General features: G+C 67.5%; 27 protein-coding genes and 1 pseudogene. 13 read left to right on the plus strand and 15 right to left on the minus strand.

Annotated elements, in window-relative coordinates; genetic code table 11:
- Position 1: 1 nt before the first annotated feature.
- The gene (gene pheS / locus FBF36_RS07910; RefSeq protein ID WP_009393938.1) at positions 2–1087 is read right to left on the minus strand and encodes a phenylalanine--tRNA ligase subunit alpha; all 1086 of its coding nucleotides are present in this window, start codon (positions 1085–1087) and stop codon (positions 2–4) included.
- A 185-nt stretch (positions 1088–1272) separates the two neighbouring features.
- On the opposite strand from pheS, the gene FBF36_RS07915 reads away from it, so the two are divergent.
- The 3 genes from FBF36_RS07915 to FBF36_RS07925 are packed head-to-tail and all read left to right on the plus strand — an operon-like array spanning position 1273 to position 4825.
- Positions 1273–2136, plus strand: coding sequence for a MerR family transcriptional regulator (locus tag FBF36_RS07915; RefSeq protein WP_009393934.1), 864 nt, complete (start codon positions 1273–1275; stop codon positions 2134–2136).
- Positions 2133–3137 carry an ABC transporter ATP-binding protein gene (locus tag FBF36_RS07920; protein ID WP_034491206.1) on the plus strand — a complete coding sequence of 335 codons (1005 nt, stop codon included), beginning with the start codon at positions 2133–2135 and terminating at the stop codon, positions 3135–3137. Before FBF36_RS07915 ends, FBF36_RS07920 begins: the two co-directional genes overlap by 4 nt.
- Entirely contained in the window at positions 3137–4825 is a 1689-nt protein-coding gene (locus FBF36_RS07925; RefSeq protein WP_225792317.1) for an ABC transporter permease, read from the plus strand. Before FBF36_RS07920 ends, FBF36_RS07925 begins: the two co-directional genes overlap by 1 nt.
- A 512-nt stretch (positions 4826–5337) precedes the next feature.
- Here the strand turns inward: FBF36_RS07925 and FBF36_RS07935 are convergent.
- The gene (locus FBF36_RS07935) at positions 5338–5622 is read right to left on the minus strand and encodes a hypothetical protein (RefSeq protein WP_225792318.1); all 285 of its coding nucleotides are present in this window, start codon (positions 5620–5622) and stop codon (positions 5338–5340) included.
- 120 nt (positions 5623–5742) lie between these two features.
- Between FBF36_RS07935 and FBF36_RS07940 the strand changes: the two genes are divergently transcribed.
- The 3 genes from FBF36_RS07940 (at position 5743) to FBF36_RS07945 (ending at position 7499) form a co-directional block, all read left to right on the plus strand.
- Positions 5743–6177 (plus strand): MarR family winged helix-turn-helix transcriptional regulator, encoded by a 435-nt coding sequence (locus FBF36_RS07940; protein ID WP_009393926.1) that lies wholly within the window; start codon positions 5743–5745, stop codon positions 6175–6177.
- Positions 6178–6400: 223 nt separating this feature from the next.
- Positions 6401–6529: a hypothetical protein gene (locus tag FBF36_RS13670; RefSeq protein WP_263970013.1), complete on the plus strand. Its 129-nt coding sequence runs from the start codon at positions 6401–6403 to the stop codon at positions 6527–6529.
- A 166-nt stretch (positions 6530–6695) separates the two neighbouring features.
- Positions 6696–7499 (plus strand): hypothetical protein, encoded by an 804-nt coding sequence (locus FBF36_RS07945; protein ID WP_034491203.1) that lies wholly within the window; start codon positions 6696–6698, stop codon positions 7497–7499.
- A 44-nt stretch (positions 7500–7543) separates the two neighbouring features.
- Here the strand turns inward: FBF36_RS07945 and FBF36_RS07950 are convergent, their stop codons facing one another.
- The 4 genes from FBF36_RS07950 to FBF36_RS07965 form a co-directional block, all read right to left on the minus strand.
- Positions 7544–8419 carry an amino acid ABC transporter permease gene (locus FBF36_RS07950; RefSeq protein WP_009393910.1) on the minus strand — a complete coding sequence of 292 codons (876 nt, stop codon included), beginning with the start codon at positions 8417–8419 and terminating at the stop codon, positions 7544–7546.
- Complete coding sequence (locus tag FBF36_RS07955) at positions 8416–9072, minus strand: amino acid ABC transporter permease (protein WP_009393908.1); 657 nt, start codon at positions 9070–9072, stop codon at positions 8416–8418. The genes FBF36_RS07950 and FBF36_RS07955 overlap by 4 nt, the downstream gene beginning before the upstream one ends.
- 125 nt (positions 9073–9197) lie before the next feature.
- The gene (locus tag FBF36_RS07960; RefSeq protein WP_009393904.1) at positions 9198–10244 is read right to left on the minus strand and encodes a glutamate ABC transporter substrate-binding protein; all 1047 of its coding nucleotides are present in this window, start codon (positions 10242–10244) and stop codon (positions 9198–9200) included.
- Between the two features lie 89 nt (positions 10245–10333).
- On the minus strand, positions 10334–11119 hold the full coding sequence (locus FBF36_RS07965) for an amino acid ABC transporter ATP-binding protein (protein WP_050792618.1): 786 nt from the start codon (positions 11117–11119) through the stop codon (positions 10334–10336).
- Positions 11120–11384: 265 nt separating this feature from the next.
- On the opposite strand from FBF36_RS07965, the gene FBF36_RS07970 reads away from it, so the two are divergent.
- Together FBF36_RS07970 and FBF36_RS07975 are read left to right on the plus strand one after the other, a co-directional pair.
- Positions 11385–12035: a TetR/AcrR family transcriptional regulator gene (locus FBF36_RS07970; protein ID WP_034491224.1), complete on the plus strand. Its 651-nt coding sequence runs from the start codon at positions 11385–11387 to the stop codon at positions 12033–12035.
- A gap of 208 nt (positions 12036–12243) precedes the next feature.
- A complete protein-coding gene (locus tag FBF36_RS07975) occupies positions 12244–13524 on the plus strand; it encodes a glycosyltransferase (protein WP_009393897.1) in 1281 nt (426 codons plus the stop codon).
- A gap of 32 nt (positions 13525–13556) precedes the next feature.
- Here FBF36_RS07975 and FBF36_RS07980 read toward each other — a convergent pair whose 3' ends face one another.
- From FBF36_RS07980 to FBF36_RS08005, 6 genes and pseudogenes are all read right to left on the minus strand, one after another.
- A complete protein-coding gene (locus FBF36_RS07980; RefSeq protein WP_009393895.1) occupies positions 13557–14471 on the minus strand; it encodes a TrmH family RNA methyltransferase in 915 nt (304 codons plus the stop codon).
- 126 nt (positions 14472–14597) lie between these two features.
- Positions 14598–14978: a 50S ribosomal protein L20 gene (gene rplT, locus FBF36_RS07985; RefSeq protein WP_009393891.1), complete on the minus strand. Its 381-nt coding sequence runs from the start codon at positions 14976–14978 to the stop codon at positions 14598–14600.
- A 27-nt stretch (positions 14979–15005) separates the two neighbouring features.
- A complete protein-coding gene (gene rpmI, locus FBF36_RS07990; protein WP_003780493.1) occupies positions 15006–15200 on the minus strand; it encodes a 50S ribosomal protein L35 in 195 nt (64 codons plus the stop codon).
- Between the two features lie 254 nt (positions 15201–15454).
- A pseudogene (gene infC, locus FBF36_RS07995) lies at positions 15455–15964 on the minus strand (translation initiation factor IF-3); the annotation flags it as partial.
- Positions 15965–16297: 333 nt separating this feature from the next.
- Complete coding sequence (locus FBF36_RS08000) at positions 16298–17911, minus strand: DUF6297 family protein (RefSeq protein ID WP_009393884.1); 1614 nt, start codon at positions 17909–17911, stop codon at positions 16298–16300.
- Entirely contained in the window at positions 17908–18642 is a 735-nt protein-coding gene (locus FBF36_RS08005; protein WP_009393883.1) for an ABC transporter ATP-binding protein, read from the minus strand. The genes FBF36_RS08000 and FBF36_RS08005 overlap by 4 nt, the downstream gene beginning before the upstream one ends.
- A gap of 163 nt (positions 18643–18805) precedes the next feature.
- Here FBF36_RS08005 and FBF36_RS08010 point away from each other — a divergent pair, with 163 nt between their 5' ends.
- On the plus strand, positions 18806–19123 hold the full coding sequence (locus tag FBF36_RS08010) for a hypothetical protein (protein ID WP_009393879.1): 318 nt from the start codon (positions 18806–18808) through the stop codon (positions 19121–19123).
- A 22-nt stretch (positions 19124–19145) separates the two neighbouring features.
- Here FBF36_RS08010 and FBF36_RS08015 read toward each other — a convergent pair whose 3' ends face one another.
- Complete coding sequence (locus tag FBF36_RS08015; RefSeq protein WP_009393878.1) at positions 19146–19922, minus strand: SseB family protein; 777 nt, start codon at positions 19920–19922, stop codon at positions 19146–19148.
- Positions 19923–20089: 167 nt separating this feature from the next.
- Here FBF36_RS08015 and FBF36_RS08020 point away from each other — a divergent pair, with 167 nt between their 5' ends.
- The 3 genes from FBF36_RS08020 to FBF36_RS08030 all read left to right on the plus strand — a co-directional run bounded on the left by FBF36_RS08020 (position 20090) and on the right by FBF36_RS08030 (position 23125).
- Complete coding sequence (locus tag FBF36_RS08020; RefSeq protein WP_009393877.1) at positions 20090–20788, plus strand: CDP-alcohol phosphatidyltransferase family protein; 699 nt, start codon at positions 20090–20092, stop codon at positions 20786–20788.
- Positions 20785–21720, plus strand: coding sequence for a phosphatidate cytidylyltransferase (locus tag FBF36_RS08025; protein ID WP_009393876.1), 936 nt, complete (start codon positions 20785–20787; stop codon positions 21718–21720). Before FBF36_RS08020 ends, FBF36_RS08025 begins: the two co-directional genes overlap by 4 nt.
- Before the next feature lie 100 nt (positions 21721–21820).
- Positions 21821–23125, plus strand: a complete 1305-nt coding sequence (locus tag FBF36_RS08030; RefSeq protein ID WP_009393875.1) for a lysophospholipid acyltransferase family protein — start codon at positions 21821–21823, stop codon at positions 23123–23125.
- A gap of 45 nt (positions 23126–23170) precedes the next feature.
- On the opposite strand, the gene priA is transcribed toward FBF36_RS08030, so the two are convergent.
- Together priA and hisH are read right to left on the minus strand one after the other, a co-directional pair.
- On the minus strand, positions 23171–23923 hold the full coding sequence (gene priA / locus FBF36_RS08035) for a bifunctional 1-(5-phosphoribosyl)-5-((5-phosphoribosylamino)methylideneamino)imidazole-4-carboxamide isomerase/phosphoribosylanthranilate isomerase PriA (RefSeq protein ID WP_009393874.1): 753 nt from the start codon (positions 23921–23923) through the stop codon (positions 23171–23173).
- 41 nt (positions 23924–23964) lie between these two features.
- On the minus strand, positions 23965–24603 hold the full coding sequence (gene hisH, locus FBF36_RS08040; protein ID WP_009393873.1) for an imidazole glycerol phosphate synthase subunit HisH: 639 nt from the start codon (positions 24601–24603) through the stop codon (positions 23965–23967).
- A gap of 437 nt (positions 24604–25040) precedes the next feature.
- On the opposite strand from hisH, the gene FBF36_RS08045 reads away from it, so the two are divergent.
- Positions 25041–26624, plus strand: a complete 1584-nt coding sequence (locus tag FBF36_RS08045; protein WP_009393871.1) for a serine/threonine-protein kinase — start codon at positions 25041–25043, stop codon at positions 26622–26624.
- Positions 26625–26683: the final 59 nt, after the last annotated feature.

Below are 26683 nucleotides of genomic sequence, written 5' to 3' on the forward strand. Positions count from 1 at the left end.
GTCAGTTTCCCCTTCCGGTGGTGCCGAACTGCTGGGAGAAGCGGATATCGCCCTCGACGATGTCATGCATGTCGGCGATTCCGTGGCGCAGCATGAGGGTGCGTTCCAGCCCCATGCCGAAGGCGAAGCCCGTGTAGACCTCGGGATCGATGCCACAGGCGGTGAGCACGTTGGGATTGACCATGCCGCATCCTCCCCACTCGATCCAGCCGGCGCCCCCCTTCTTCTGAGGGAACCACAGGTCCATCTCGGCGCTGGGCTCGGTGAAGGGGAAGAAGGAGGGGCGCAGGCGGGTGCGCGCCTCGGGGCCGAACATGGCCTTGGCGAAGTGGTCGAGGACGCCCTTGAGGTGCGCCATGGTCAGGCCCTTGTCCACGGCCAGGCCCTCGACCTGGTGGAAGACGGGGGTGTGGGTGGCGTCGAGCTCGTCGGAGCGGAAGACCTTGCCGGGGCAGGCCACGTAGATCGGGGGCTGCTGATCGAGCATGACGCGGGCCTGGACAGGTGAGGTGTGGGTGCGCAGCACGAGGTTGGCCGCCTGCCCCTCGTCCGCCCCGACGCTGGCACCGTCGATGTAGAAGGTGTCCTGCATCTGGCGGGCGGGGTGGTCGGCGTCGAAGTTGAGGGCGTCGAAGTCGAACCACTCGTGCTCCACCTCCGGCCCCTCGGCGATGAACCACCCCATGGAGGTGAAGAAGTCGCAGGCCTCGTCGACGAGGACGTCGAGAGGATGCCGGGCGCCCGTCTGCGTCCGCGAGGTGGGGATGGTGACGTCGACCGCCTCGGTGCGCAGCATCTCCTCCTCAGCGGCGGCCTCGAGCGTCTCCTGCCTGGCAGTCAGCGCCTTGGCGATGCGCCCGCGAGCGCCCCCCAGGAGCTTTCCGGCGGTGGGCTTGTCCGCCTTGTCCAGGGTGCCGATGAGTCGGTTGGCCAGGGTCAGTGGTGAGGTATCGCCGGTGTGGGCCAGGCGGGCCTCCTTGAGCTCGGCGAGGGTGCCGGCTGTGGCGAAGGCGGCCAGGGCCTCTTCGACGGCGGCATTGATGCCGGCCTCGTCCAGGGGCGAGAGCGCGCCGGGAGCGTCAGTCATATGCGGTGCCTTCCACCAGGTGTCTCCGGGGTTGTCCGCCCTTAAGGGTAGTCCGCGCCGTCGCGAGGGCGTAAATCGTCTCGCCGGCGGGGGCGAGGGCCTCCTTCCGCCCGGTTGAGGTCTGGGGTACGCCGTGGACCGGTGGGACTTGACGGTGACGTTACGTCACCTGCTGAGATGGGTTTATGCACGTCAAGGAGCTTGCCCGGATCGCCGGGACCACGCCGAGGGCGGTGCGTCACTACCACCACCTGGGTCTGTTGGAGATTCCGCCCACGGTGCGAGGGCGGCGCGAGTACGGCGTCGAGCACGTGGCCCGTCTGATGCGGATCCGGTGGTTGGCCGACGGTGGACTGTCGCTGACACAGGTGGCTGAGATGCTCGCCTCGGACACGATCGGCACCGATCAGGACTCCCGCCGCGAGGCGGTGCTGCGCGATCTGTGGGCCACTCGGGGCACGATCGAGGCGCAGCAGCGCAGCCTGGCCGAGCAGGCCTCCCGGGTCGATGAGCTCATCGCCCGGGTGGAGCGCGGTGAGGGCCTGTCCCCCGCTCCCAGTGCCCTGACGCGTTTCTATGACGACATCGAGGCTCGGATCGCCCGGCTGGGCGGCAGTGTGCGAGTGCTGAGGGCCGAGCGCCAGATGATGGTGGTGCTCGCCTCTCTGGGCATGGTGCCCGACAGTGCGATCCCCTTCATCGAAGGGCTGGACGAGGATGATCGCGAGCTGTCCGCTCAGCAGGTCATGGACTTCACCCGTCTGGCAACGCTGAGCGAGAACGAGGGCCTCGCCGAGGCTCACCGGCTGGCGCAGAACAGCTGGGGGCTCGCGTCCCGCCACAAGGAGCACGCCCTGGCCGTCCTGAACGACCTGCCCTCGGGCGCTCTGGGGCGCGCCATGTGGCGGCTCACCCACGTGCTGGCCACCTCCAGCTACCCCCATCCGGCTCAGCAGGCCTTCGTGGCTGAGCTCATGGAGCTCATGCTCACCGATCCGGACTTCGCCGCAACTATCCGCCGCTCGGCGGGAGAGGAGCCAGCGCTATGAGAGGCGAGGCAAAGAAGGCACCGGGCACGTCAGCAGCATCTGGCGCGGGCTCGGATCAGCCCACGACGGGCTCTCCTCCCGCCGCGGTCCGTGATCTCGGAGGCAGGGCTGAGGCACCGGTGCTCGTGCGCGGTCTGGTCAAGCACTTCAGGCACTTCAGGGCGCTCGATGGCCTGGACCTGGAGGTGGAGGCGGGCAGCGTCCACGGCTTCCTCGGTCCCAACGGGGCGGGTAAGTCCACAACGATCCGTATCCTGCTGGGGCTCTACCGGCCCGACGACGGAAGCGTGAGAGTGCTGGGCCGCGAGCCATGGCGACAGGCCGCGGTCATCAACCGGCAGGTCTCCTATGTTCCCGGTGATGTGGCGCTGTGGCCGCCCCTGACCGGCGGCCAGGTGCTTGACACCCTGGCAGGACTGCGCGGAGCGCGCGACACCGATCGGGAGGCCGAGCTCATCGAGCGCTTCGATCTCGACCCGACCAAGCGGGTACGGACCTACTCCAAGGGGAACCGGCAGAAGGTGGCGCTCGTGGCCGCCCTGGCGGCACCGACGAGTCTGCTCGTGCTCGACGAGCCCACCAGCGGTCTGGATCCGCTCATGGAGCGGGTCTTCACCGAGGAGATCACCAGAGCCGCCGGCGAGGGCCGTACAGTTCTGCTCTCCAGCCACATCCTGGCCGAGGTCCAGGGCCTGTGCAGCGCGGTGACGATCATCAAGGGCGGCCGCGTGGTCGAGCACGGCGACCTGGGAACGCTGCGGCGGCTGTCGCTCACGCACATTGAGATGAGTGCTCCGACCGCTGAGGTCGGGGCCGTCTCGCAGGCGCTGGGGGCCATGGGGCTCGATGTCGTCGAGGACGGTGGCCGTCTCAGCCTTGAGGTGCCGGCGGAGCAGGTACCAACGGTGCTGAGCCTCGTGGGTGAGCACCGGATTCAGGACGTTACCTGTGAGCCGGCCAGTCTGGAGGATCTCTTCCTGCGTCACTACGAGGAGGCCTGATGAGTGTCAGCACAGCGGCGTCGGCACCGACAGGTGGTGCAGGCGGCCCCGTGCCCGGCAGGCATGGTGCGGACGGTGGTGGCGCCCTGTCCGGATGGGTCGTGTACCTGCGGATCGCGTTCAGGCGTTTCCGGGTTCAGATCGTGGCATGGGTCCTGCCCCTGTGGCTCCTGGTCGGTGTCACCGCACCGAGCTACGAGAGCGTCTACCCCTCACTGGAGTCCCGGACGGTACTCATCGACCAGATGCGCAAGTCTCCGGGGACGCGTCTGCTCTACGGATACGTCCCGACTCCTGGCCGGCTCGGGCAGCTCCTGCAGTGGGAGACCGGGACCTTTCTGCTCGTGTGCACCGCGCTCATGGCGATCATGCTGACCTGCCGGATGCTGCGGGGGGACGAGGATGAGGGGCTCATCGAGGTCCTGCGGTCCACCGGTGCCGGCAGGGCGGTTCCGCATGCGGTCCCGGTGATGGTGGTCTGGACGGCTGTCGGCGGCCTGTCTGCAGGAGTCGGAGGCATTCTGACCTGGCAGACCAGGAGCATTGCGGAGCTGACGGTCTCCGGGGCCTGGGCGCTGGCCGGAACGATCTGCGTGAGCGGCTGGGCGTTCACGGGTGCTGCTGCGGTGGCCTGCCAACTGGGACGCCACCTGGGCCAGGCCAGGGGCCTGTCGATGGTCGCGCTCGCACTCGCCTTCGTGATGCGGGTGAGTGCTGACCAGATCTCTGACGCCGGCGGCTCGGACTGGCTCAGGTGGCTGACTCCTCTGGGCTGGCGCGACCTCGTGCGCCCGTACTCCGACGATCGGTTCACAGTGCTCTCGGTGTGCTGCGCCGTTGCGGTCGCGCTGGCGCTCGGTGCCATGGTGCTCGCAATGCGCCGTGAGTACCTGGACGGCTATCTGCCCGACCTCGGCTCGTCTCGGCGTCGGTGGCGGGTGCGGGGCCATATGGATCTGCTCGGGCGCCTGTCGTGGCGCGGTCTCGTCGGCTGGGTCCTGGCCTCAACGGGTCTTGCGCTCCTGTACGGATCCGTCTCGGGCAGCGTCAAGGATCTGCTGGCCCCCGGTTCGCCGACGGCGTCCTGGGTAGGCAAGGTCGCCGTGGGTTCCCCGGTGGAGCAGTTCATGTCCCTCATGACAGTGGTGACGGTGCTGCTCGTGGCTGTAGCGGTGTTACGGCGGGTGAACTGGTTGGCAGGTCTGGAGCGCGCGGGCCTGATGGAGATCGAGCTCGCTGCTGGAGTCAGTCGTGGACGCGTGTTCCTCTCCCAGGTTCTGTACGCGCTGATCGAGTCGATGGTCCTGCTGCTCGCCTCGGCAGCGGTCCTTGCGGCGACGACGGCGACTCAGCTCACGGACGACCACGCCGTGGCGCGGTCCTTCGTGTTCACGGTGAGCCAGCTGCCCGGTATGGTGGCGGCCATCGGGATCGCGGCCGCCCTGGTGGGTCTGGCGCCGAGACTGACCGGCATGTCCTGGGCGATCATGGCCTGGAGCGGCTTCGCCCAGTTCTTCGGCGGGCTCGTGGAGCTCGAGGACTGGGCCAAGGACCTCAGTGTGCTCGGACACCATCTCGACGTCGTCGGCTCACCTGACTGGAAACCCTTGGCCGTCCAGACGGCGGTGGGACTCACCGGCATCATGATCGGACTGGTCGCCTACACCCGCCGCGACCTGCCCTCCTGACTCAACTTGCTGTTCTTGCAGTCATTCGAATCCGACATATCACCATCAAGAGTATCATGAATAAAATAAACGCCTTTATCGGACAGTGGAACACACATGAATCAGGCATCGTCACTTTCCCTTCCGGCACACAAATAAGAGGGCGACCTATCCGTTACTACAAAACAAGTAGGGACTCGCCAGACCACATTCTCATCTTGTCAAGTTTTTACCCACGCCATCCCCCTGAAGCGGAAATCCGCTGGATCAAATGGCCGGACTTCTGCCTCCCAGTCAACAAGCTCGAAGCGCGCCACGCACTGGAACTAACCCTCGAGAGGGCAACATATTCCAGGGTCGACATAGCATGCCGCGGGGGTGTGGGGCGAACAGGCACCGCGCTAGCATGCATTGCAATACTTGACGGAATGGACCCAGTCAGCGCATTGAAGTTCATACGAGACACTTACCACCCGCGAGCAGCGGAGACGCCCTGGCAGCGGCGGTACATCTCAAACTTTGCACCTACGCCCTCATAGCAGATAAGTCGCACCGGCCAGATGAAGAACGGCAGCAGCAAGAGGAATCACCACCATTCCCGGCACACGGTGCACGACACCGATCAGCATATCTCCAAGCTGAGCGGCCGCCGCCGCGGCTAGGACGAGCACAGTTGACGACTGGGCAGGATCCAGCCAGACGACGACTGCGACCAGCACACCGAGCGGAATACTGCGGGCCGCATACATCGCCGGATAGAAACGTCCACCTTTCCCTCTATGTCCCAGCAGCGGGGCGAGCGTCTGCGGGCGGATCACCGCGACGGCTCAGAACCCCGCCGAGACGACTCCTAGTAACGAGTTCAGCACCGCCAACCACCATGGCATGAGGCCCCTATCGTTCATTGCTGAATCATTCTCTAGCGTATCGTTGGTCTCATGAGCAGACAAGATGGCCACATCATCCTGGCTTCGACGTGCTTCCAGCTCGGCGTCGCCGGCAGCCGGATCACCCAGTCGTTCTCAAGACGTATTGAGCGCACCGGTCTGACCCACAAGCAGGTGGGACTGCTCGCCGTCGTCGACGCCGGACTGGCGAGCTCCCAGCGTGAGATCGCCGCGCAGCTCGGTGTCGCCCCGAGCCTGGTCGTGTCGCTGGTTGACCAGCTCGTCAACATCGGCGCCGTGCGCAGGGAGCGCAGTCGGAACGACCGTCGGGTGCAGACCATCGAGATCACCAACGAAGGGCGTAGGCTGTTGAAGACTGCCACCGTCGTCGTCGAGAAACTTGACGACGACCTGCGCAAGCTCCTCTCCCCCAACGATCAACAGGCCTTGGACAGGCTCCTACCCTCACTCCTTCAGCCTCTGTGACCACGGGACAAAACAAGGCGTAGCCCAGGCCCGTTCACCAGCTTCCAACACAAGGACAGCACACACTCCTGCAATGGATATGCTCCCGGTGTTGCGGCAGCACCCACTGCCGAAGTGACGACGTCATAGCAGCCAAAAGTGCCTGAGATGCACAGAGCGCGGTTGCCGAACCTCACCACACCCCAGCCGACGCGGACTCGAGGACTGGGCCAAGGACCTCAGTGTGCTCGGACACCATCTCGACGTCGTCGGCTCACCTGACTGGAAACCCTTGGCCGTCCAGACGACGGTGGGACTCACCGGCATCATGATCGGACTGGTCGCCTACACCCGCCGCGACCTGCCCTCCTGAATGCCATCACCACAGCCCGCCTCCGGCCCTCTACCCAGCGGCGCCTTGCAAACTGCACCATAATGACTGAACGCTCTCCCGCCCCGCTTTACTGTCGCGATTGCTCGTGCTAGCGTCCCATTACCCCGACGCAGACAGCAACACCATCACACGAGGAGAATCACTGATGGCAAGGCTCATTTCCCGGCGTCATACCCTTGGTCTGCCGCTTGCTCTCGCAGCGAGCGCCTACATCGGACATAGCACAGGAGCAGCAGCGGCCACCTCAACAAACAGCAACGATGCTTCCGTTCCTGCAACACGATTCTACGCGGGTCGGAACGGCAGAAAAGGACTGGTCGTCTACCTCGACGGCGACGGCCAGGAGCTGTATGACAGCGACAGCAACAACACGTCCTCTATCCCCGGCGGCCTTGCTGGAACGGACGGAATCGTTGGTGCCGCAACGAGCCGGGGCCATGACGTCCTATCCGTTCGCACCCCCAGCGCGGACGGCAAGTGGTGGAGCGGAGACAATGTCAAGTATTTGGCGGACACAATCCAGAGGGAAAGCACCAAGCACCGGTGCACCATGGACCAAGTGTGGCTCATCGGCTACTCCGGAGGATCCGAGTTCATCACCCAAAGCTTCTTCCCCGAGTATGCCGAAAGCATGAAAGGTGGAGGATTCATTGTCTTCGGTGGAGGCGATGCCCCGAATGACCAGACTGGAATCTCATTCTCCCCCCAGGATCGAAGCAAGTTCTCACTGAACTGGGTCACCGGAAAACAGGATTCATCCAAAGAGTATGACGCCCTTGGGAACGCGAAGAAGGGACTGGCCTTCTACAGCTCAGCCCCGAATGTCGCGTTCAACAACACGTGGAGCAAATGGCCCGACAACAACCATGAGAACATCACGAAGCACTTCGGCCTCTACGTCGGAGTCGCACTCGACCGACACAAGTGGACCAGCCTCCTAGCCGGCTGACTCCGCCTGTGAGGGTGCAGCGATGTTTGTCGCCCGCCCCACCCTCAACGGGTACGCGACTCGATGTACCTGGCCAGTGCCCCCAGGGACCAGTTCACGATGATGTAGAGCACGCCGATGATGACGTAGGTCTGGAAGAAGACCGACAAGCGAGCGTCGATCTTCGCTTGCCCAATTATGGTCGAACCGCGATACATGAGCTCGGGGTAGGCAAGCACGTACGCCAGCGTCGTCCCCTTGACGATGGTCACCAGCTGGGTCACAAGAGTCGGGAGCATAAGGCGCAGGGCCTGTGGCGCCAGGATGAGGCGCATCGTGAGCGATGAACTCATCCCCAGCGCCCAAGCGGCCTCCGTCTGGCCCCGGTCCAGCGCCCGGACACCGGAGCGGAAGACCTCCGCCGTCGTCGCCGAGGTGCACATGACGATGGGCAGTGCCAGCTTCCAGAAGTCCGAGACCGTCGCAAAGCGCGGAACCACCAGGAGGAAGAAGTAGACGAGCAGCAGCATCGGTACCGCCCTCATGGCATCGATCCACAGGCCCACCAGCCACCTCACGGGACGGTTGTCCAGCAGGCGGAGCCACCCCAGGGCGATTCCCAGAGGGAAGGTGAGGACGGCAGCAACGGCCCCCAGGCTCAACGTGGTACCGGCTGCCTCCAGGAGCTGGCTGACGACCGAGTGCCCCAGGAAGTAGCGCCACTCGGGGTAGTCGAGCTGCCCTGCAAGATCCAGTCGATAGAGGACCGCACCTGCCAGCGCCGCGATTCCGAGAACCGCGAAGACCGATCCGACGGCGATCAGGATGCGCCCCCGCGGCCCCGGCTCATCGAAGAGCAGCGCCGCATCCGTTGCCCCAGAACCTTGACCCCGCTGCTTGACGGGACGGGGATCTGTCATCGGCATGATCTCTTCGCTCATGCTCGCTCCTTCCCCATGAACTCGAGGCGCCTCTCAAGAAGGCCGCCGAGCTTCGTGGCGGCGAAGGCGATCGCCAGGTAGGTCAGTCCCGAGGTGAGGAAGGTGATGACTCCCGCAGCTCGGTCCTGGTTGATTTTCTGCGTGACCGCCGTCAGCTCGACGACGCCGATAGCCGCGGCGAGCGAGGAGCCGATGAGGCAGGCGATGAAGATGTTGACCAGCGGCTGGATCGTGCGGGCCAGCGCCTGGGGCAGAACGATTCCACGAATGATGAGCCCGAAGGGCATGCCCAGCGCGCGAGCGGCCTCGATCTGTCCCTTCGGCACCGAGTTGATCCCGCTGCGGACCGTCTCGCACACGAATCCGGATGAGGAGAAGATCAGCGCGACGACCACCGACCAGAAAAGCGGGATCGTGATACCGACATGGGGTAGTGCCAGACCGATGAGCACCATGAGGCACAGATTCGGAATGTTGCAGGCCACCGTCACCCACGCCGCGCCCAGCGCGCGCAGCGGAGGGATGGGACCGACCCGGAAGACGGCCATGAGCGATCCCAGGAGCAGCCCGCCCAGGTAGGACAGGGCGGAGATCACCAGGGTGACCAGCAGTCCCCAGCCGATATCGGCGAGATTGTCGGTAATGGCACTCACGGTCGTCTCCTTGAAAGATGCGGGTCGTCACTATGACGAGAGTGCTGCCGGCCGCCGCGCCGTCGGCCCTGCGGCGGGTCCACTCGGACCGAGGACACGGCAAGCCTGACAGGCAACGAAGTCGTTCAGGAGTTCTGCGGAGTCTTATCACCGGCCTGCTCGGAGGCCGGCGCTGAGCCGCCCTCCGGCGCGGCAGTCTGCTGAGCGCCGTCAGCACCGGCCGTCGAGGACCCGGGGACCGACCCGATGGCCGGCGGCTGTGGGGCGGTGCCACCGAGGGACTTTCCGATCGTTGCGTCCCAGATCCTCTTCCAGGTGCCGTCGGCCTCGATCGTCTTCAGGAAGGTGTTGACGAAGGCCTGCGCACCGGAGTCCTTGGGAAGTCCGATGCCGTAGGGGTCCTCGGCGAAGGTCTCACCGACGATCTTGACCTTGTCATTGGACAGGACCTCGCTCTTGAGCAGGGACTGGTCCACGACGTAGGCCTTGACCTGCCCGCTCTCGACGGCGGCGACGCACTTGGCCTGGGTGTCGAAGGGCTTGGCGTTGGCCTTGGGGGCGTGCTTCTTCAACGCAGCGGCCGACGAGGAGTTGGACTGGACCGCGACGTCCCCGGTGAGGGTGTCGACGCCGGTGATGTCCTGGTTGTCGGCCTTGACCAGGATGGCCTGGCTGGAGGCGTAGTACGGACCGGCGAAGTCGATCTTCTTGGCCCGCTCCGGGGTGATCGTGTAGGTGGCGATGACGGCCTTGACCGTGCCGTTAGTCAGGACGGTCTCGCGAGTGTCGGCGGTGACCTGCTGGACCTCAAGGAGGGAGCGGGCGTCGTCGCCGCCGATGATGTAGCGGGCCAGCGCCTGGGCGATGGCCGCATCGAAGCCGGAGATCTTCTTCGTCTTGGAGTCCTCCCAGGAGAAGACCTCCGAGGTCTTGGTGCCACCGGTGACGAGCTTGTTCGCCTGCTTCACGGCGGCGGCCCAGGGGGAGGCGGCCACGACGTCGGCGGGAGCCACCGGACCGGAGTTGATGGCCTTGTCGTAGGCGGCCTCAGAGGCCGTCGACGAGGCAACGGCCTTACCGTCGGCACCCGTGTCGGCGCAGGCAGCCAGGACGCCGGCCAGGGAGACGGCACCGGTCGTGGCCAGGAGTCCGCGGCGGGAGAGGATGGTCATGGTGTTCCTTTCGTTCGGACGGGGAGGGGCCGTCCCAGGCGCTGGGCCTGCGGTGGTCGCCGCACTCGGGAGGAGGTGCGGTTCAGGGTTCAGTGGCTGAGCACCTTGGAGAGGAAGTCGCGGGCGCGCTCGGTGCGCGGGGAGGAGAAGAACTCGGCGGGTTGGCCAGACTCAACGATCTGGCCACCGTCCATGAAGACGACCCGATCGGCGACCGAGCGGGCGAAGCCCATCTCGTGGGTGACGACGAGCATGGTCATGCCCGAGGTCGCCAGGTCCTTGATGACGTCGAGGACCTCGTTGATCATCTCCGGATCCAGGGCGCTGGTGGGCTCATCGAAGAGCATGAGCTTGGGGTCCATGGCCAGCGCGCGGGCGATGGCGACGCGCTGCTGCTGCCCTCCGGAGAGCTGGGAGGGACGCTTTCCGGCCTGGTCCTCCAGACCGACTCGGGCCAGTAGCTCCCGGGCACGCTCCTCAGCCCGGCCCCGAGGGACACCACGCACCTTGATGGGCGCCAGGGTGATGTTGTCCAGCACTGTACGGTGCGGGAAGAGGTTGAAGGACTGGAAGACCATGCCCACCTCAGCGCGCAGCCGTGCCAGAGCCCGACCCTCCTGAGGCAGTGGGGTTCCGTCGATCTCGATCCGCCCCTTCTGGATCGGCTCCAGACGGTTGACAGTACGACACAGGGTCGACTTACCCGATCCGGAGGCGCCGATGACGGCCACGACCTCGCCACGGCGGATGTCGAGCGAGACGTCATCGAGAGCCTTGAAGCGGCCGTAGTACTTGGTGACGTGGCTGATCCGCACCAGGACGTCATCGTTCTGGTCTGCGGCTGCCTGATCAGGAGAGGGTGCGGATACGGTCACGAGTACCTCGTCTCAACATGGGTATGGGAGCGTCATCTGTCTCATCGACAGCAACAGCAACACATCCACATGCGCACTGCATTCCTCCTTGCGTCATGTCAGCCTGCACGTTTGAGAAAGCTCCGACCTCTCGTCAGGAAGAGTAGCACCGTCGGCAACCGGGGCGTCAACCAATCCTGAGCGCCCATGACCCTGGGATGATGCTCACACACCGAGCAGAGCGCCTAACCGCGCGAGTCGACCATCCGGTCGTAGTCTCATGCGCATGAGCCCCGCGAGCACCACCGATCCGCGTCGCCGTCTCCAGCCCGAGCAGCGTCGGGAGGAGCTGGTGAGAGTCGGCGTTGAGCTCTTCGCGGAAGGAACGCTCGACCGCACTCACGTCAACGAGATCATCAAGCGGGCCGGTGTGTCACGCACACTCTTCTATCACTACTTCCCCTCCAAGATCGCCTTCGCCCGAGCCATCGTGGAGTACGAGATCCTTCATCTTCACGGCCTGGTCGAGCAGCAGACGGCACTGACCCTGGAAGGGGCGATCTCCACCTTCGCAGGCTACGTGAAGGCCAGGCCCGACAGCCTTCGAGCACTTCACACCGGAGGTCTTGACCAGGACCCTGAGATCGCGGCCGCACTGGCCACCAGCTTCGAGCGTTACGAACGTCTCGTGCTCATGCTCCTGGGTATCGCAGAGCCCGATGAGCAGGCCATGTTCGCCGCTGAGGTGTGGATCAGCACCATGATCACCCTGTGCCTGGCCTGGCTGGATCACCCCGAGATCAGCCAGGAGACCATCACGAACATGTCGGCCCAGACGCTACGGAGCCTGGTGTCCCAGGCTCGGCAAGGCGCTGAGCACACCTCCGAGCAGGCCTCAGCGCCGAGCACCGCCCACGACCTGGCGGGCGACCACTGAGGGCGGCCGCCGAACCGCACTGAGGATCAGGCCTCAGCCGAGCCCCCACCACACACTTTTTCCAGCACTCCAAACCTGACGTAAAAAAAGACATTCACATAGACTCGGGCGTGCTAACCTCTCCCTCAGTTGTACAAGACGTACAATATAACGACGATGAGGGATCCCCACATGATGGTGCCCCTCGCTCTCAGAAGGAGAGCCAATCATGCCTGATGGCACCACTGGAGGTGTGGTGGCTGTACGCCGCAGGACATCGCGCGTCCTCTTCGCTCCGGAGACCTTCAACTTCGCCGAGGTAACCCGCGCGATCGAGGTGGCCCGCCGGATGCCTTCGCACGTTGAGTGCGTCTTTGCCGGCTTCTCGCGACGCAACTCCGAGTACATCAAGGCCGCGGGCTTCGAGTTCCGTCTGCTGACCCCCTACCTCAGCGAGGAGGAGGGAAGGCTGGCGCTGGACTTCGACCAGGGTCGCAGCCTGCACCACCCGTTCACGGCGCAGATGCTCGCTCAGCGGGTGACAAGTGAGCGGGTGCTGTTGCGCGCCCTACGCCCGGACGCCGTTGTCATCGGAGTAACTCCCAGCCAGTTTATTTCTGCGCGGGCGGAGTGCGTGCCACTGGTTTTCGTACGGCCCTTCGCCTACTCCCTGGCGCATCTGGAGGCGGCGCGCACCACCGGGGCCACCGGTTTCCTGCCGCGCACATCCCCCGAGGAGTGCCTCCTCGACAACGTGGCCGCCCACGCGCTCCATGCGCTGGGAACTCGGGTCCCCCTGCCTCGATCCTTCCATCAGGTGGCCAAGGCCAATGGCGTCTCGCTGCCCCAGGGAGTGCTCGCCGGGCTCACTGCCGACCTCAATCTCATCGCCAGCGCTCCGCACCTGCTGCCTCGATGGCTGAGGATGCCGGAGGGGCACCGGGTGGTGGGACCGGTCTACGCCCGTCTGCCCGGGGAGACTCCCGAGCTCCTCGCCGACCTGGCTGCCGGCCCCCAGCCCCTGGTGTACTTCGCCATGGGCTCATCGGGGAACCGTGACCTCGTCCTTGACGTCCTCGCAGGCCTGGGCCAGGCGGACTGCCAGGTACTGGCGCCGGTGCGCTCCCACCTTCACGAGGAGGACCTGGAGACTCTTCCGCTCAACGTCCACGTCACTGACTGGATCCCGGCGCACCAGCTGGGCGACGCCGTCGACCTGGCCATCACTCACGGCGGGGAGGGAACGGTGCAGACCAGCTGCGTCCAGGGGTGGCCCTTCATCGGGATTCCGTTGCAGTTCGAGCAGCGATTCAACATTCAGCGCTGCGTGGCCTTCGGCTCGGCCAAACTCGTATCGCAGAAGGAGGCTCGCAGGACCGACTGGGCCGCGCTGGTGCGCCAGGCCCTGGCCGACGACGGCATGCGTTCGCGCGCTCGGCGGATGGCACGGCTCATGGAGGGGCTGGACGGACCGGGCCGGGCTGCCGAGGCGATCTGCGAGCTGCTGTGAGTCTGCGGCGGCCCGGGTCCTGGGCCTGCGCCCTAAGCCTGCGCCCTGGCGCTGGCGTAGAGGCAGACGGCCGCGGCAGCGGCGACATTAAGGGACTCCGCCTTGCCGTAGATGGGGATGGAGACGACGGCGTCGGCTCGGCTCAACGCCTCTGAGGGCAGTCCGTGGGCCTCGTTACCGAGCAGCCAGGCACTGGGGGCCTCCAGGAGGGACTCAGCCTCGAAGAGGTCGAGGTCCCCACGTCCGTCGGCGGCGAGGACGGTGAGTCCGGCACTGTGAAGCGCGGTGACGGCGTCGTCGAGGGCCACGCCGGTGACCACGGGCAGATGGAAGAGGCTTCCGGCGGTGGAGCGCACGACCTTCGGCGCGGTGGGGTCCACGCTGCCGCGTACGAGGACGACGGCGTCGGCGCCGGCGGCATCGGCGGCCCGGATGATGGTGCCGGCATTTCCAGGATCCTGGGCCTGGGCGAGGACGGCGACGAGCCTGGCCCCTTCCAGGGCGGTGGTCAGTGCCTCGGAGCCAGTGACCTCCTCGGTGGCCACGACGGCCAGGAGACCCTGCGCGTCGGGACTCATGGCGTCCATGACCTGTTGAGTCGTGACGTGCACGTAGAGACCCACTGCCACGGCCTCATCCCAGATCTCGCCGTGGCGCTCGAGGGCCGCCTCAGTGAGGTAGACGTCGAGCACGCGGCCTGGGGCGTGCCGGACGGCCTCGCGCACGCCCTGGGGACCTTCGACGAGGAAGCGACGGTGCTTGGCCCTCGCGTTGCGGCGCGACAGGCCCGCCACGCGGGAGATGCGGGCCGACGCCGGATTGCTCAGCACCTCACGGCCGGCGGCCGGGCCCTCGCTGACGGTGCGCCGCCGCGGACCGCGGGCCTGAGGACGCTCGGGAGAGTCCTCGAGGAACTCATCAGGGACGGTGGAGGCGGTAGGGCTCATGCCGTCAGCCTACGCGAGCGGCCGACCAGAACACCGAGTCCTCGCCACAAACCGGCTCAGGGTCTGTGACGAGGACTCAGCGATGATGTGTCAGTGGGGGCTGACGCCCGACTGCACTGGTTGATGTCAGGCCTTGGGGGCGTTGACGTCCTCGGGAAGGGCCTTGCGGGCCACCTCCACAAGGGCCTTGAAGCCCTCGGGCTCATTGACGGCCAGCTCGGCGAGCATGCGGCGATCGATCTCCACGCCGGCCAGGCCAAGGCCCTGGATGAAGCGGTTGTAGGTCAGGCCCTCGACGCGGGCGGCAGCGTTGATGCGCTGGATCCACAGGCGACGGAAGTCGCCCTTGCGGGCGCGACGGTCGCGGAACGCGTAGACGCCGGAGTGGGTGACCTGCTCCTTGGCCTTGCGGTAGAGGCGCGAGCGCTGGCCGCGGTAGCCTGAGGCCTTCTCGAGAACGGAACGACGCTTCTTCTGGGCGTTAACAGCCCGCTTCACACGTGCCATGGTGAGACTCCTTGGTGGGTTGGGCGGTCAGCGACCGAGCAGCTTCTTGACCTGACGGACGTCGGCCGGGGCGACCGGCTGGTCCTGGGACAGCTTGCGCTTGCGGCGGGAGGACTTGACCTCCAGCAGGTGGCGCTTGTTGGCCTGCTCGCGCATGAGCTTGCCGCTGCCGGTGACCCGGAAGCGCTTCTTGGCACCGGAGTGCGTCTTGTTCTTCGGCATGGGTAATTTCCTCTTCTCGGTCCCTGGGAGACGCGTGGTCGCCGGGACTGCGGACCCCGCTCGCGGCGGCGAGGGGGTGGGTCGGTGGTGTCAGGTGAGTATCGAGAGCGCCGACAGCGCTCTCAGGAGTTCTCGCCGGCAGGCTCCCCGTCCGAGGCCTTGGCGCCCTTGGGCGCCCGGCCCGCGTGCTTCTCGGCACGGCGGGCGGCGCGGGCCTCCTCGCGGCGGCGGCGCTGGTCGGACTTGACCTCGGCCTTCTTGCGGACCGGAGCCAGGACCATGACCATGTTGCGGCCGTCCTGACGGGGGTGGGACTCGATGGTGCCCAGCTCGGCCATCTCCTCGGCCAGGCCCTGCAGGAGCCTGATCCCGAGCTCGGGCCGGGACTGCTCACGGCCACGGAAGCGGACGATGCACTTGACCTTGTCCCCGCCCTTGAGGAATCGCTCGACGTGGCCGCGCTTGGTGGCGTAGTCGTGCTCATCGATCTTGGGGCGGAACTGGATCTCCTTGAGCTGGGTGTTTGCCTGGTTGCGTCGCGCGTCGCGCGCCTTCATGGCCGACTCGTACTTGAACTTGCCGTAGTCCATGAGCTTGCACACCGGAGGGCGGGCGTCGGGTGCCACCTCGACCAGGTCGAGGTCGGCCTCCTCAGCCAGACGCAGGGCGTCCTCCACGCGGACAACGCCGACCTGCTCGCCGCTGGGGCCGACGAGACGCACTTCGGGAACGCGGATCCGTTCGTTGATACGGGGCTCGCTGATGTCGGTTCCTCACTCTGAGTCACGGATGGTTGCCGAACGAGGAAAGGCCCCCGTTCCTGCCGCGCAGGTCGGAGGCCTCGTGATGAGCGCGATCACCGCACAGCCGTGGCCGAGCAGGGACCGCGAAGGGCTTGTCACCCTCGCATGAACCCGATTCCCAAAAAGGAACCCAGGTGGGATCGCTCCGCTTGCGCACCGGGGCGAACCCCGGGTGGTCAGTGAGGAATGCTACCAGGGCACGGGCTCGCTCTCCCACTGCGTCCTCGCCCCTCTTGGCGTGAGTCCTCCCACGTATGAGGCGGATATGAGGCGGATATGAGGCGAGTCAGAGTGTCAGGAGGCCCAGCGGTTCGTGCGGACTCCCCACACGACGGCGACAGCACCGGTGGCGGCCTGGATCCCGAGCAGCGTCGTCGTCGGCGCTGCGATACCACTGGCAACGAGCGCCACAGCCAGCGCTCCCACGAGGACAGCGTCAGGCCCCTCAGTCAGCATCTGCATCAGCCCCGGCGGCAGGGAACCCATTGGCGAGGCGATGAGTCCGGCGGCGAAGTCGGGCATCCTGCGGAACCCCGAACGCAGCGCAGCCCCAGCCCAGGCCCAGCCGCTCACCAGGGCCAGAGCGACAACGATGGCGAGCCCCTTCTTCCCGTCAGCCGCAGCCCCGAGGGCCGCCATGGCCGGGGCCAGGCTCAGCAAGGACCACATACTCATGAGGACGGCCGGCACAAGCAGGTGGCCTGCTCGAACCACCCAGGGCGCCACCGGCCAGGAGGCGTCAGGGCCGCCGTCGAACCAGGCCTGACGCGCCGGCTCGGCAACGGCCAGGGTCGCGACCCAGCCTCCGATGAGATAGCCGACGGCGCGCAGGGGGTCACCGACGGCTCCGGACAGGAACGGCAGCACCGCGATGGCCAGTCCGACCCCCATCTGAAGCAGGCGCCGGCCCTGGCGGCGCAGCAGGAGCCAGTCCGTCTGAGCCACTCCTATCAGCACCCCGAGGGGTCGGGGCAGTCGGCTCCCGATCCGGGCCAGTCGCAACGGTGAAGGTTCCGCGGGCCTGGCGGGCTCCGGGGAGAGCAGCCGCCCCAGGGCCCTGGTGTCCAGTGACAGCAGTGAGACGTGCGCACCGAAGGACCGCGCGACAACGGCGAGGAGCGCAGCATCATGCACCTGCTCCAGGCTGGGTCTGGCCCGCCGCCATCCCTGCACGGCGAGGACGGTCAGCACCCCGGCCAGAAGGGCCACCGCCGTGTGCCCGAGCAGGGAGCGCGGGAAGGGAAGCGCCACGCCGGCCAGGCACGTTCCAATCCCCGCCAGGATGAGAAGACGGCGCAGTGGCTCGACACCGCGGTCAAGGATCTGGGCCTTGATGAGCTCGGTGAGCACCAGGCAGGTCCCGGCCGAAAGCAGGGCCGGCCACGCCGCGGCGGCGACCCAGCCGCCTCCGGCCGCCAGCGCTGGGAGCACGCCCACCGTGGCTCCCACGGTAGCCGCGATGAGGTACTCGACGTGGGCCACCGGCACCAGAAGACTGTCCCGTTGCCCGGGCATGGGCAGCCACCAGGCGGCCTCGTGGGGGCGCAGGAAGAGGGGGCCGAGCCGGCCGAGTGAACCGACGCCGACCGCCCCCAGTAGCATGAGCAGAGCCAGGCCCAGCCACCCGGAATCGAGACCCGCCGCTACGAAGCCGCCGAGCGCACCGCTCCCAGCCGCTGAACCGGGCTGAGCGGCGAGCAGCCGGCGCAGGTAAGGGGCCAGGATCGTCACGACGACGATGAGCGTCAGGAGTACGGAGTAGATGTCTCCCACGAGCGCCCAGACACCGCGGCGGTGCCGTCGGGTACGGCGCCGCACCCAGCTGCGCAGCGCGGCCCCGTCGGGAAACGTCGCCTCCTCAGGGGTCATGGGGAGGGCCTGCGTCTCCCGCTCACCCAGCGGCGTCACCTCAGCCCCTCCTCAATGGCGCGCACGCCGTCGTCCACGCTGAGCATCCGGGTGTCGCGTCCGACGAGGAGCACGTCAGTGGCCGCCTCCTCGACGATCTCCGGGTCGTGGGAGACCATGAGCACTCCCCCGCCGGCCTCGCGCTCCTCGACGAGCATGTCGGCCAGGAGCAGGCGGGTCACCCGGTCCAGGCGCTGCTCGGGCTCGTCGAGGACCAGCAGCCTGCGGGGCCGGACCAGGACCGATGCCAGCGCCAGTCGGCGCCGTTGCCCCGAGGAGAGCTCCTCTGGCAGGTGCCCCGCGAGCCGTCGCAGCTCCAGGTCCTCCAGCAGGTCACTGACCCGCTCGTCGGCCTCGACGACACCGTGCCCGAAGCAGACCATCCGCAGGTGCTCGGCGACCGTCAGGGTGGGGAAGAAGGACTCCTGCCCCAGATCAGTGGCGACAGCGGCGCGCTGGGCACCTGAGCGGGGGTCGGGGACGTGTCCGAGTACGTGAACCTGCCCCGCCAGTGGGTGCAGTAGCCCGCAGCAGGTGCGCAGGATCGTCGACTTACCGGCCCCGTTGACTCCGACCAGCGCCAGGACCTGTCCGGGAAGCAGCTCGAAGGTGGCCGGGGCGCAGACCGGCTGGTCGCTGTATCCGACACTGAGGTCACAGGCGCTCACCAGTGGCTCACGGCTCACCGCCGGGGGCTGGGAGCTGCTGGTGGAGGCTGCGGCCCCGACCATGGGACTCACCTCACCGTCGGCGGATTCATGCCGGTTAGCGGGTGTTGACACAGGCTCCGGCTGAGATGGGACTGAGGTGGTCGATATTGCGCTCATCGGTACTATTCCAACACACGTTTTTTTCGGTGGCCTGGTCGAATCGGATGCCTTACGCTCCGCAGTCATGGATTGGAACAGCGTGAGGACCCCGGACCCGCATGGCGCGTCCGACGACGATTGCGCCCCCTCCCGTGAGTCCGGAACCGACTGGAGCACCACGAGGGACCCGGGCCCCGGCCGGGTGATGGTCTCGACCTGGGACCTCGCCCAGATCCGCACCATCGCCGAGGCCTCCGCCCGGATCATCCAGAATGACGGACGCACCCAGGACGCCCGGGTCCTGCGCGAGGTCGTTGCCCGCTTCGACCAGGTGGCCGGGCCGCTGGAGGACCACTACGGACAGGTCGAGCAGTGGAAGACCCTGATCCTGGGACGCCCCTGAGATCGGGGTCCGGTGTCTCGGATCAGGCGGGGAGCGGGCACAGCTCCACGGTGTCGATGAGGTCGCCCCAGGCCGGGTTGACCATGACGTGCTGGCAGCCCTCCAGGCTCCGGGCCACGCCGGCACGGCCATCCGCGGCATCGATGCGGATGAAGACCCGCAGCTCGGCTCCCTCACCGGGCCCGAAGGCCACGCCGGTGACTCCGTCGACCTCCTGGAGCTGGGCGCGCACCTCGGCCTGCACCGGCTCGTTGCGCCATGAGGGCACCCATGCCTCTCCCCCGGCCAGGGCCACGACGGCGGGACGCGGCAGACGCAGGTCCCGGCTTCCGGGGTCGAGCACCCACAGCTGATCGGTGGACAGGCAGGCCACCTGCGCCGCTCGTCCGGGCGAGACGGGCACGGGGCGCACGTCACTGCGCCACCGGTTCATGGCCTCGGCGCTGGTGAACACCGGCAGGGCGATGTGCCCGTCGGGCAGGCTCACTGCCAGGGTCGCCGCGTCCTGGCAGGCGTCGGCGGAATGCACCTCATGGGTCGGGACCTCGGGCGCACCGCCGCGCGACAGGTCGGTACTCCGGAGTCCACGCTTCTCCGGGGAGCCTGGCAGGGCATGGGCGGCAACCGGAACGATGAGGCGTCCATCCACGAGCGCCGACCACAACCGGTCGAGGTACTCGTGACGCGCCAGGTCCGTGGCCTCCAAGGCGGCTTGGACCTCTGGACGGACTGCCCCATCATCTCCGGCGAAGGGTGAGGGCGCGGCGAGAAGTCGTTCCAGCTTCGCTCTGGCGGACATGGCAGCAGCCACCTGGGGCACCGCCTCGGGCCGTGGAGTCGGCAGCGGGTGATCCAAAGACCTGCTCATAGCACTCACCGTAGCGCGTCCGAGCCCTGGGGATTACTCCCCAACACCTTCCGAACCATTCACTCACCTTCGAGGACTCGGCTCGATAACCTGCTGCGGTGGTATCGCTCTACTCGTTGAAGTACTGGTACACCCGCCGATTGGGGGTCATCATCCAGGCATCGGTGCGCCGCGGTATCTCCCCTGACGTGTGGACCGCCGTCGGCGTCATCGCCGCAGCACTGGGCTGCGGGGCACTGGTCATGGGCTGGTGGCCTCTGGCATTCATCCTGCTGGCCGCCCGGCTCGGGGGCGCGAATCTTGACGGTGCCGTGGCTCGGGCCCGAGACGTATCGAGACCCTTCGGCTTCGTCCTCAACGAGATCGGGGACCGGGTCTCCGACCTGTTCATCATGGCCGGTCTGGTGGGCCTCGCCCTGCGCACCGGTTCATCGACCACCACGGTCTACCTGACCCTCATCGCTCTGGCGGCCGCAACGCTACCGACCTTCATCTCCCTGGCCGCCGCAGGCGCTGGCGCCACGAGGCTCAACGGTGGGCCGTTCGGAAAGACCGAGCGGTGCCTGGCGGCGGTCGTGGCGGCCGCCCTCCCCCAGTACCTGGTGATCATCGCCTGGGTCATCATCATGGGTTCTGCGGTGACGGCATGCGTGCGGCTGGCACGCACCGCCACCGCGCTCGCCGGACGTACCGGCCCGGCCATGGCCGACACCATGGCACCACCGCCTCCGCAGGACATCAGCCGCATAGGCCGCAGTGCTCCTGAGGACGAGGCCGCCCCAGGAGCCCAGTCGTGACCACCAGGATCAGCGCCTGGGCGGGGCACGAGGCGGACGGCGGGTTGATCGACTGGATCGTGGGCGGCAGCCGCTCGTGGACCGTGACCATTCCCGGGCCGGGGTGGGTCCTCACGGGTCGAGCAGTGTTCCTCGCGACCACGGCCGTGGCGATCCTGCTCCTGGCCGGCATCGGTGTGGCCCTGTCCCGCAAGGCGGAGCTGCGCCGCCGCTGGACCACGTGGGCCATCATCATCCCGGCGGTCGGCATTCCTATCTGGATCGGACGGGGGACGACGGCGCTGCTCGCCACCGCCCTCGGGTTGCAGTCCGTTCGCGAGCTCTCCCGGCTCACTCGACTGCCCAGGGCGGAGACCCTGATGCTGGCCTCACTGGCGGTGATCTATCCGTTGGCCGCCTGGTTGCGCCCGGGCCTCATGGCGCTCGCTCCACTCACGGTGCTCGCGTGCGCCGTGCCCGCCGTCCTGTCCGGCGACGTCGAGCACGGTCTGAGGAGGGCGACGATTGCCGGTTTCGCCTCGATCTGGATTCCTTGGTCCCTGGCGCACCTCGTGGTGCTGTGGCACGACGCGTTCCTCATCGCCTTCGCGGCTGCGGCCGCCGACGTGGCCGCGTGGGCCGGTGGGACCTTCCTGCGTCCAATAGCCTGGGCACGACGTCCGCTGTCCCCCCTGTCCCCGAACAAGACGCTCGGTGGACTGGCGGGGGCCGTCATCGGGGCCGCCCTCATCCTCACCCTGCTGGGCGACATCACCCCCGGCCTGGTGATCGCCGTCGGTCTGGGCGGCGTCCTGGGAGACCTTCTGGAGTCTCTCGTCAAGCGCACCGTCGGGGTCAAGGACGCCGGTACCTGGCTGCCCGGGTTCGGGGGTCTTCTGGACCGCGTCGACTCCCTGCTCCTGGTCCTGCCTCTGGCCGCCGTTCTGGGGTGAGTGGGCCGATCTCTCCGACGTCCGCCCCAGCCCCGTCCTGTCTCTCCACCTCCGAGCCACCCTCCTCCATCGCCCGCACAACCCACGGAAAGGTAGCCCGATGCCCCTTCAGATCCCCTCGGTGCCAGGTTCGGCCGAGATCGCCTCGGCGGGACGACGCCTGCGATCGATTGTGCGAACGCCCCAGAAGGTCACCTGGCGCGCGGTACTGCGTCAGCGCTTCTGGTCCGCCGTCATCGCTCCGTTCGGGGGTGTTCGGGTCGAGGGCGAGTTCGAGGCCGACGGCCCCTACGTCGTCGTCGCCAACCATGGCTCCCACGCGGACACGATCGCGATGATGAGCGCCTCCCCCACTCTCATGCGGGTGGTCACGGTCGCTGCCCAGGACTACTGGTTCACCCGTCGCTCGCGTCGCCTCGTGGCCAGGGGACTGCTGGGCGCCTACCCGGTGCGGCGCGACGGCGAGGGCGCCTACGAGGAGCTGCGGGGCACGCTGGCCAACCGGGTGGCCGAGTCGATGAGCATTCTCATCTTCCCCGAGGGCACCCGCTCCACGGATGGCAGCATGAGCCGCTTCCACTCCGGGGCCGCCCGACTCGCACGAGACTTCGGGATCCCTGTGCTACCGGTGGCTCTGGTGGGGACGCGAGAGATGATGCCGAAGAAGAGCGGCCTGCCCCGTTACTCCCCCGTCGAGGTACGCGTCGGCGAGCCGATCGCCCCCAGTGATGACGTGGAGGGCGTCAGCGACCGGGCGCGCGAGCAGATCGTGGAGATGCTCCAGCGCCCCCGCAGACCCGAGCCGGTCTCAGACGTCTTCACCGTCCTGCGCACCGCGATGGAGGGCTGTCGCGGAGACGCCGTGATGTTCGTCTGGGGCATGGCCGAGGCCATCTCCTTCCCGATCATGGCGGAGATGAGCCAGGTGTGGCTGGGGCTGACCCACCCAGAGCGGATGTGGCGGCGGGCGGCGATGGTCGTGGCGGGCTCAGTCACCGGGGTGGCAGTCACGCACCTGCTGACCCGGGGCGGACACCAGCCTCCCGCGCCGTGGACCACGCCCGAGATGAGGACGGCGACCTCCCGTTACCTGCGCCGGGGCCCCCACGGGTACTGGAAGCAGGCACTGACCGGGATCCCGGTGAAGCTCTTCGCCGCCGAGTCCGGGCGCCGTGACCTTCTTCTGCCCTCAGTCGTCATTCACGCGGCCGGCGAGCGTGCTGTGCGCATGGCGGCCTCCACCGCCATCGTCAGGACACTGGGCAAGCCGTTGGGACCGATCACCCGGCAGCACTACGGCCCCTACCTGGCGGCCACCGGCGTCGTCTTCGCCACCGCGCTTCGAGGCGTCATCAGACACTGGCAACGCCCGAGGCGTCCTGGACGCCCATGCTCACCCGCGTAGCAGCAGCCGCGCGGTCGGGAGACGTCAGGCAGAGGCGGGCAGAGCTCAGACACGCCCCTTCGAGGGCTCTCGTCCCTCCTCCTCGCCGGCCACGACCAGGGCCTCCTGAAGGGTGAAGTTGCCGTTGTAGAGCGCCTTACCGACGATCGCGCCCTCCAGTCCCAACGGCACCAGACGACGCAGCGCGACCAGGTCGTCGAGATGGGCGATACCGCCCGAGGCGACCACCGGCGCCGCAGTCCTCTGACAGACCTCGGTGAGCAGGGCGGTGTTGGGGCCGCTCAGCGTCCCGTCCCGAGTGACGTCGGTGACGACATAGCGTGCGCATCCTGCGGTATTGAGCCGCTCAAGGGTCTCCCACAGGTCTCCGCCCTCCTTGGTCCAGCCCCGGGCGGCCAAGGTGGAGCCGCGCACGTCGAGCCCGACGGCAATCTTCTCCCCGTGCTCGGCGATGACCCGTTCGGTCCACTCGGGGTCCTCCAGAGCCGCCGTTCCCAGGTTGACCCGAGCGGCTCCGGCGGACAGGGCCCGGGCCAGTGAGGCGTCATCACGGATGCCTCCGGAGAGCTCCACCTTGATACCGACCTCGCCGACGATGCGTGCGAGCAGCTCATGGTTGGAGCCACGTCCGAAGGCTGCGTCGAGGTCCACCAGGTGGATCCATGCAGCCCCGGCTCCCACCCAGTCCCGGGCTGCGTCGACGGGGCTGCCGTAATCCGTCTCTGAACCGATCGCCCCTTGAAGGAGGCGAACGGCCTTGCCATCGGCGACGTCGACGGCGGGAAGTAGAGTGAGCATGCGTTTCTCCTGCGGTGGTCGTGGGCTGGCTCGGGTGGGGTTCAGAGAGTCGTCAACCAGTTGCGCAGCAGCTGAGCCCCTGCGTCACCGGACTTCTCGGGGTGGAACTGCGTGGCGCACAGGGCACCGTTCTCGACGGCGGCGATGAAGTCGTGCCCGTGAGCCGCCCAGGTGACCTGGGGCAGACGGGTGGGACCGCGACCGAGCAGCTCGGCAGGGTCCTCAGTGGCCGCATAGGAGTGGACGAAGTAGAAGCGCTCGTCGGCAACGCCGTCGAACAGAACGGAGCCCGAGGGAGGGCGGACACGGCTCCACCCCATGTGCGGCACGACGTCGGCACTCAGGCGGGACACGGTGCCGGGCCACTGGCCCAGTCCCTCCTCAGCGGTCCCATGCTCCTCGGAGCGCTCGAACATGACCTGCATACCCACGCAGATTCCCAGGACCGGCCGTCCACCGGCCAGGCGCCGCTCGATGAGACGAGGGGCGTCAACCGCCCGCAGCTGCTCCATGACCGCGCCGAAGGCACCCACCCCGGGGACCACGAGCCCGTCGGCCTGGGCGACCTCATGCGGGTCGCTGGTGAGGGTCACCTGCGCGCCGACGCGTTCCAGAGCGCGCACCGCCGAGCGGACGTTGCCGGATCCGTAGGACAGGACGGTGACGCGTGGCGCTTGCATGTGACATACCCTACCGTCCCGGCAGATCGTTCTGAGTGTCCTCCACACTATGAAACGCCCTCTGACGTGCGCAGAACCAGGACCGGCAGCGCCGGCTCAACAGCCTTGACTCAACGGTTTTCGGTGATGCGTTGAGCTGATTGTGGTCGTGAGCAGGGACAGCGCCGGGACACGGCACCGATTGTGCGATCCGAAGCCGGGTAGTCGGCTTCCTTTCACGATTCCGCAAGATGGGCGAGTATTCATCCGTGAGCATGCAGTTCCCCTCCGGCCAGGTCCCTCCGCCGCCTCTGGCGCCTTCGCCGGCACCCCCACCTCTGGCACCTTCGCAGTCCTTCTCGAGCCACTCCCGTGCAGCGGCCGGCACAGGATCAGGCGGGTCCAGCGGGTCGCGCGGCGCCACGCCGTTCTCCATCCCCGGAGTACGGATCACCTCAGTGCTGGGACGCGGAGGCTTCGCCACGGTCTACGCCGGGGTGCAGGACTCCCTGGAGCGTCCAGTCGCCGTCAAGGTGGACTCCCGCCCCTTGGATGATCCTCGCAATGAGCGGCGGTTCATGCGCGAGGTGCAGGCGGCCTCGCGGATCTCGGGGCATCCTCACGTGGTCTCGCTGGTCGACACGGGCAAGCTGCCCGATCTGCACCCCTACCTGGTCATGGAGCTGTGCGCGGGCGGCAGCCTCTACGACCTCGTCTCACGCGGCCCGACCCCCGCCTCCGACGCCGTGGCCCTGGTGGAGGCCGCGGCCTCGGCTCTGGGGGCGGCCCACGCGGCCGGTGTCATGCACCGGGACGTCAAGCCCGCCAACATCCTTCTGGACTCCTACGGCTCTCCTCGTCTGTCGGACTTCGGCATCGCTGCCGTCCAGCGCGAGGGTCAGGATCCCACCGTGACCCTGGAGTGCCTCACCCCCGACTTCGCCGCACCGGAGGCCTTCATGCTGGCCAGCCCCGGCCCCGAGGGGGATGTGTGGTCCATGGGTGCGGTGCTCTTCGCCCTGCTGACGGGTCGAGGCCCCCGGCGAGGCCCCGACGGTGTGCAGCGCAGCCTGCCGGAGATCGTCCGTTCTCTCGACGACCCCCTCGACCTCAGCGACCCGCACGTCCCCGAGGTCCTGCTTCCGCTTCTGAGCAAGGCGATGGCTCCGGACCCCGAGCACCGCTTCCGCAACGGCACCGAGCTCACCGGGGCCCTGGGGCAGATCCGTGAGCAGCTCGGGACGGGGAACCTGGCTGTCGGCGGACCGGTGACCTCATTGCAGCTGGTTGAGGCCGGACTGGCGCCGCCTCAGCCCGACCAGAGGACGGGATCGCCCGACTCCGATGCTCGGAGCGTTGCACCACAGCGGCCATCATCCGACTCCGTCTTCCCGGTCCGCGCAGCCGGCTCCTCAGGCTCCGCCGCCTCAGCCCCCTCAGTCGTCTCAGGCGGGCTGGAGCCCTCCGAGAAGGCGCTGGTGAACGCCCCCGCCTCGGCTCAGCCGAGCCAGTCGATGAGACTCTCCGGCCGAGAGCGCCGTCAGGCAGGTCTGCGTTCCGGAGCGATCGGCGCAGTCGTCGGCCTGGTCGTCGGTCTGAGCGCAGGATGGGTGGCGGGCGCCCGTCTGGCTCCTGCGGCCAGTGCCACCAGGGCGCCTTCGGCCGCGTCCCAGTCCTCATCGTCGGGTCAGGACGTCGTCTCGACCCCGCCGCACCCGGTGGGTACCTGTCTGGCGGGAACCACCTCGATCTCGGGTCAGACAACGGCCAGGAAGGTCAGCTGCAACGAACCCCACTCATGGGAGGTCTACCAGGTGGGGACCCTGGCGGAGAGCACCTCGGGGTCCAGCGATGACGACCTGGCAGCTGATCCCAACGTGCAGGCCACCTGCACCTCAGAGGCCGCCCAGCAGTATGGGGCGAGCGATCCGAGCACATCGGTACTGGGACCGGGGGAGGCCGGCTGGAATGCCGGGAAGCGGGGCTTCTCCTGCATCGCCTCGGACAAGAGCGGGCAGCGGACGAGCTCCTACGCCGGTTAGGAGCCGCTGCCGCACCCTCAGCCGGCAGGGGGCAGCTCGTAGCTGTGGTATCCCGTGTG

The sequence above is a fragment of the Actinomyces sp. oral taxon 171 str. F0337 genome, assembly GCF_005696555.1.
Classification (GTDB): Bacteria; Actinomycetota; Actinomycetes; order Actinomycetales; family Actinomycetaceae; genus Actinomyces; species Actinomyces oris_E.

Coding starts and splice junctions, on each gene's coding strand:
- pheS (WP_009393938.1), bottom strand. CDS start 1,087: ATGACTGACGCTCCCGGCGCGCTCTCGCCCCTGGACGAGGCCGGCATC.
- FBF36_RS07915 (WP_009393934.1), top strand. CDS start 1,273: ATGCACGTCAAGGAGCTTGCCCGGATCGCCGGGACCACGCCGAGGGCG.
- FBF36_RS07920 (WP_034491206.1), top strand. CDS start 2,133: ATGAGAGGCGAGGCAAAGAAGGCACCGGGCACGTCAGCAGCATCTGGC.
- FBF36_RS07925 (WP_225792317.1), top strand. CDS start 3,137: ATGAGTGTCAGCACAGCGGCGTCGGCACCGACAGGTGGTGCAGGCGGC.
- FBF36_RS07940 (WP_009393926.1), top strand. CDS start 5,743: ATGAGCAGACAAGATGGCCACATCATCCTGGCTTCGACGTGCTTCCAG.
- FBF36_RS07945 (WP_034491203.1), top strand. CDS start 6,696: ATGGCAAGGCTCATTTCCCGGCGTCATACCCTTGGTCTGCCGCTTGCT.
- FBF36_RS07950 (WP_009393910.1), bottom strand. CDS start 8,419: ATGAGCGAAGAGATCATGCCGATGACAGATCCCCGTCCCGTCAAGCAG.
- FBF36_RS07960 (WP_009393904.1), bottom strand. CDS start 10,244: ATGACCATCCTCTCCCGCCGCGGACTCCTGGCCACGACCGGTGCCGTC.
- FBF36_RS07970 (WP_034491224.1), top strand. CDS start 11,385: ATGAGCCCCGCGAGCACCACCGATCCGCGTCGCCGTCTCCAGCCCGAG.
- FBF36_RS07975 (WP_009393897.1), top strand. CDS start 12,244: ATGCCTGATGGCACCACTGGAGGTGTGGTGGCTGTACGCCGCAGGACA.
- FBF36_RS07980 (WP_009393895.1), bottom strand. CDS start 14,471: ATGAGCCCTACCGCCTCCACCGTCCCTGATGAGTTCCTCGAGGACTCT.
- rplT (WP_009393891.1), bottom strand. CDS start 14,978: ATGGCACGTGTGAAGCGGGCTGTTAACGCCCAGAAGAAGCGTCGTTCC.
- rpmI (WP_003780493.1), bottom strand. CDS start 15,200: ATGCCGAAGAACAAGACGCACTCCGGTGCCAAGAAGCGCTTCCGGGTC.
- FBF36_RS08005 (WP_009393883.1), bottom strand. CDS start 18,642: ATGGTCGGGGCCGCAGCCTCCACCAGCAGCTCCCAGCCCCCGGCGGTG.
- FBF36_RS08010 (WP_009393879.1), top strand. CDS start 18,806: ATGGATTGGAACAGCGTGAGGACCCCGGACCCGCATGGCGCGTCCGAC.
- FBF36_RS08015 (WP_009393878.1), bottom strand. CDS start 19,922: ATGTCCGCCAGAGCGAAGCTGGAACGACTTCTCGCCGCGCCCTCACCC.
- FBF36_RS08030 (WP_009393875.1), top strand. CDS start 21,821: ATGCCCCTTCAGATCCCCTCGGTGCCAGGTTCGGCCGAGATCGCCTCG.
- priA (WP_009393874.1), bottom strand. CDS start 23,923: ATGCTCACTCTACTTCCCGCCGTCGACGTCGCCGATGGCAAGGCCGTT.
- hisH (WP_009393873.1), bottom strand. CDS start 24,603: ATGCAAGCGCCACGCGTCACCGTCCTGTCCTACGGATCCGGCAACGTC.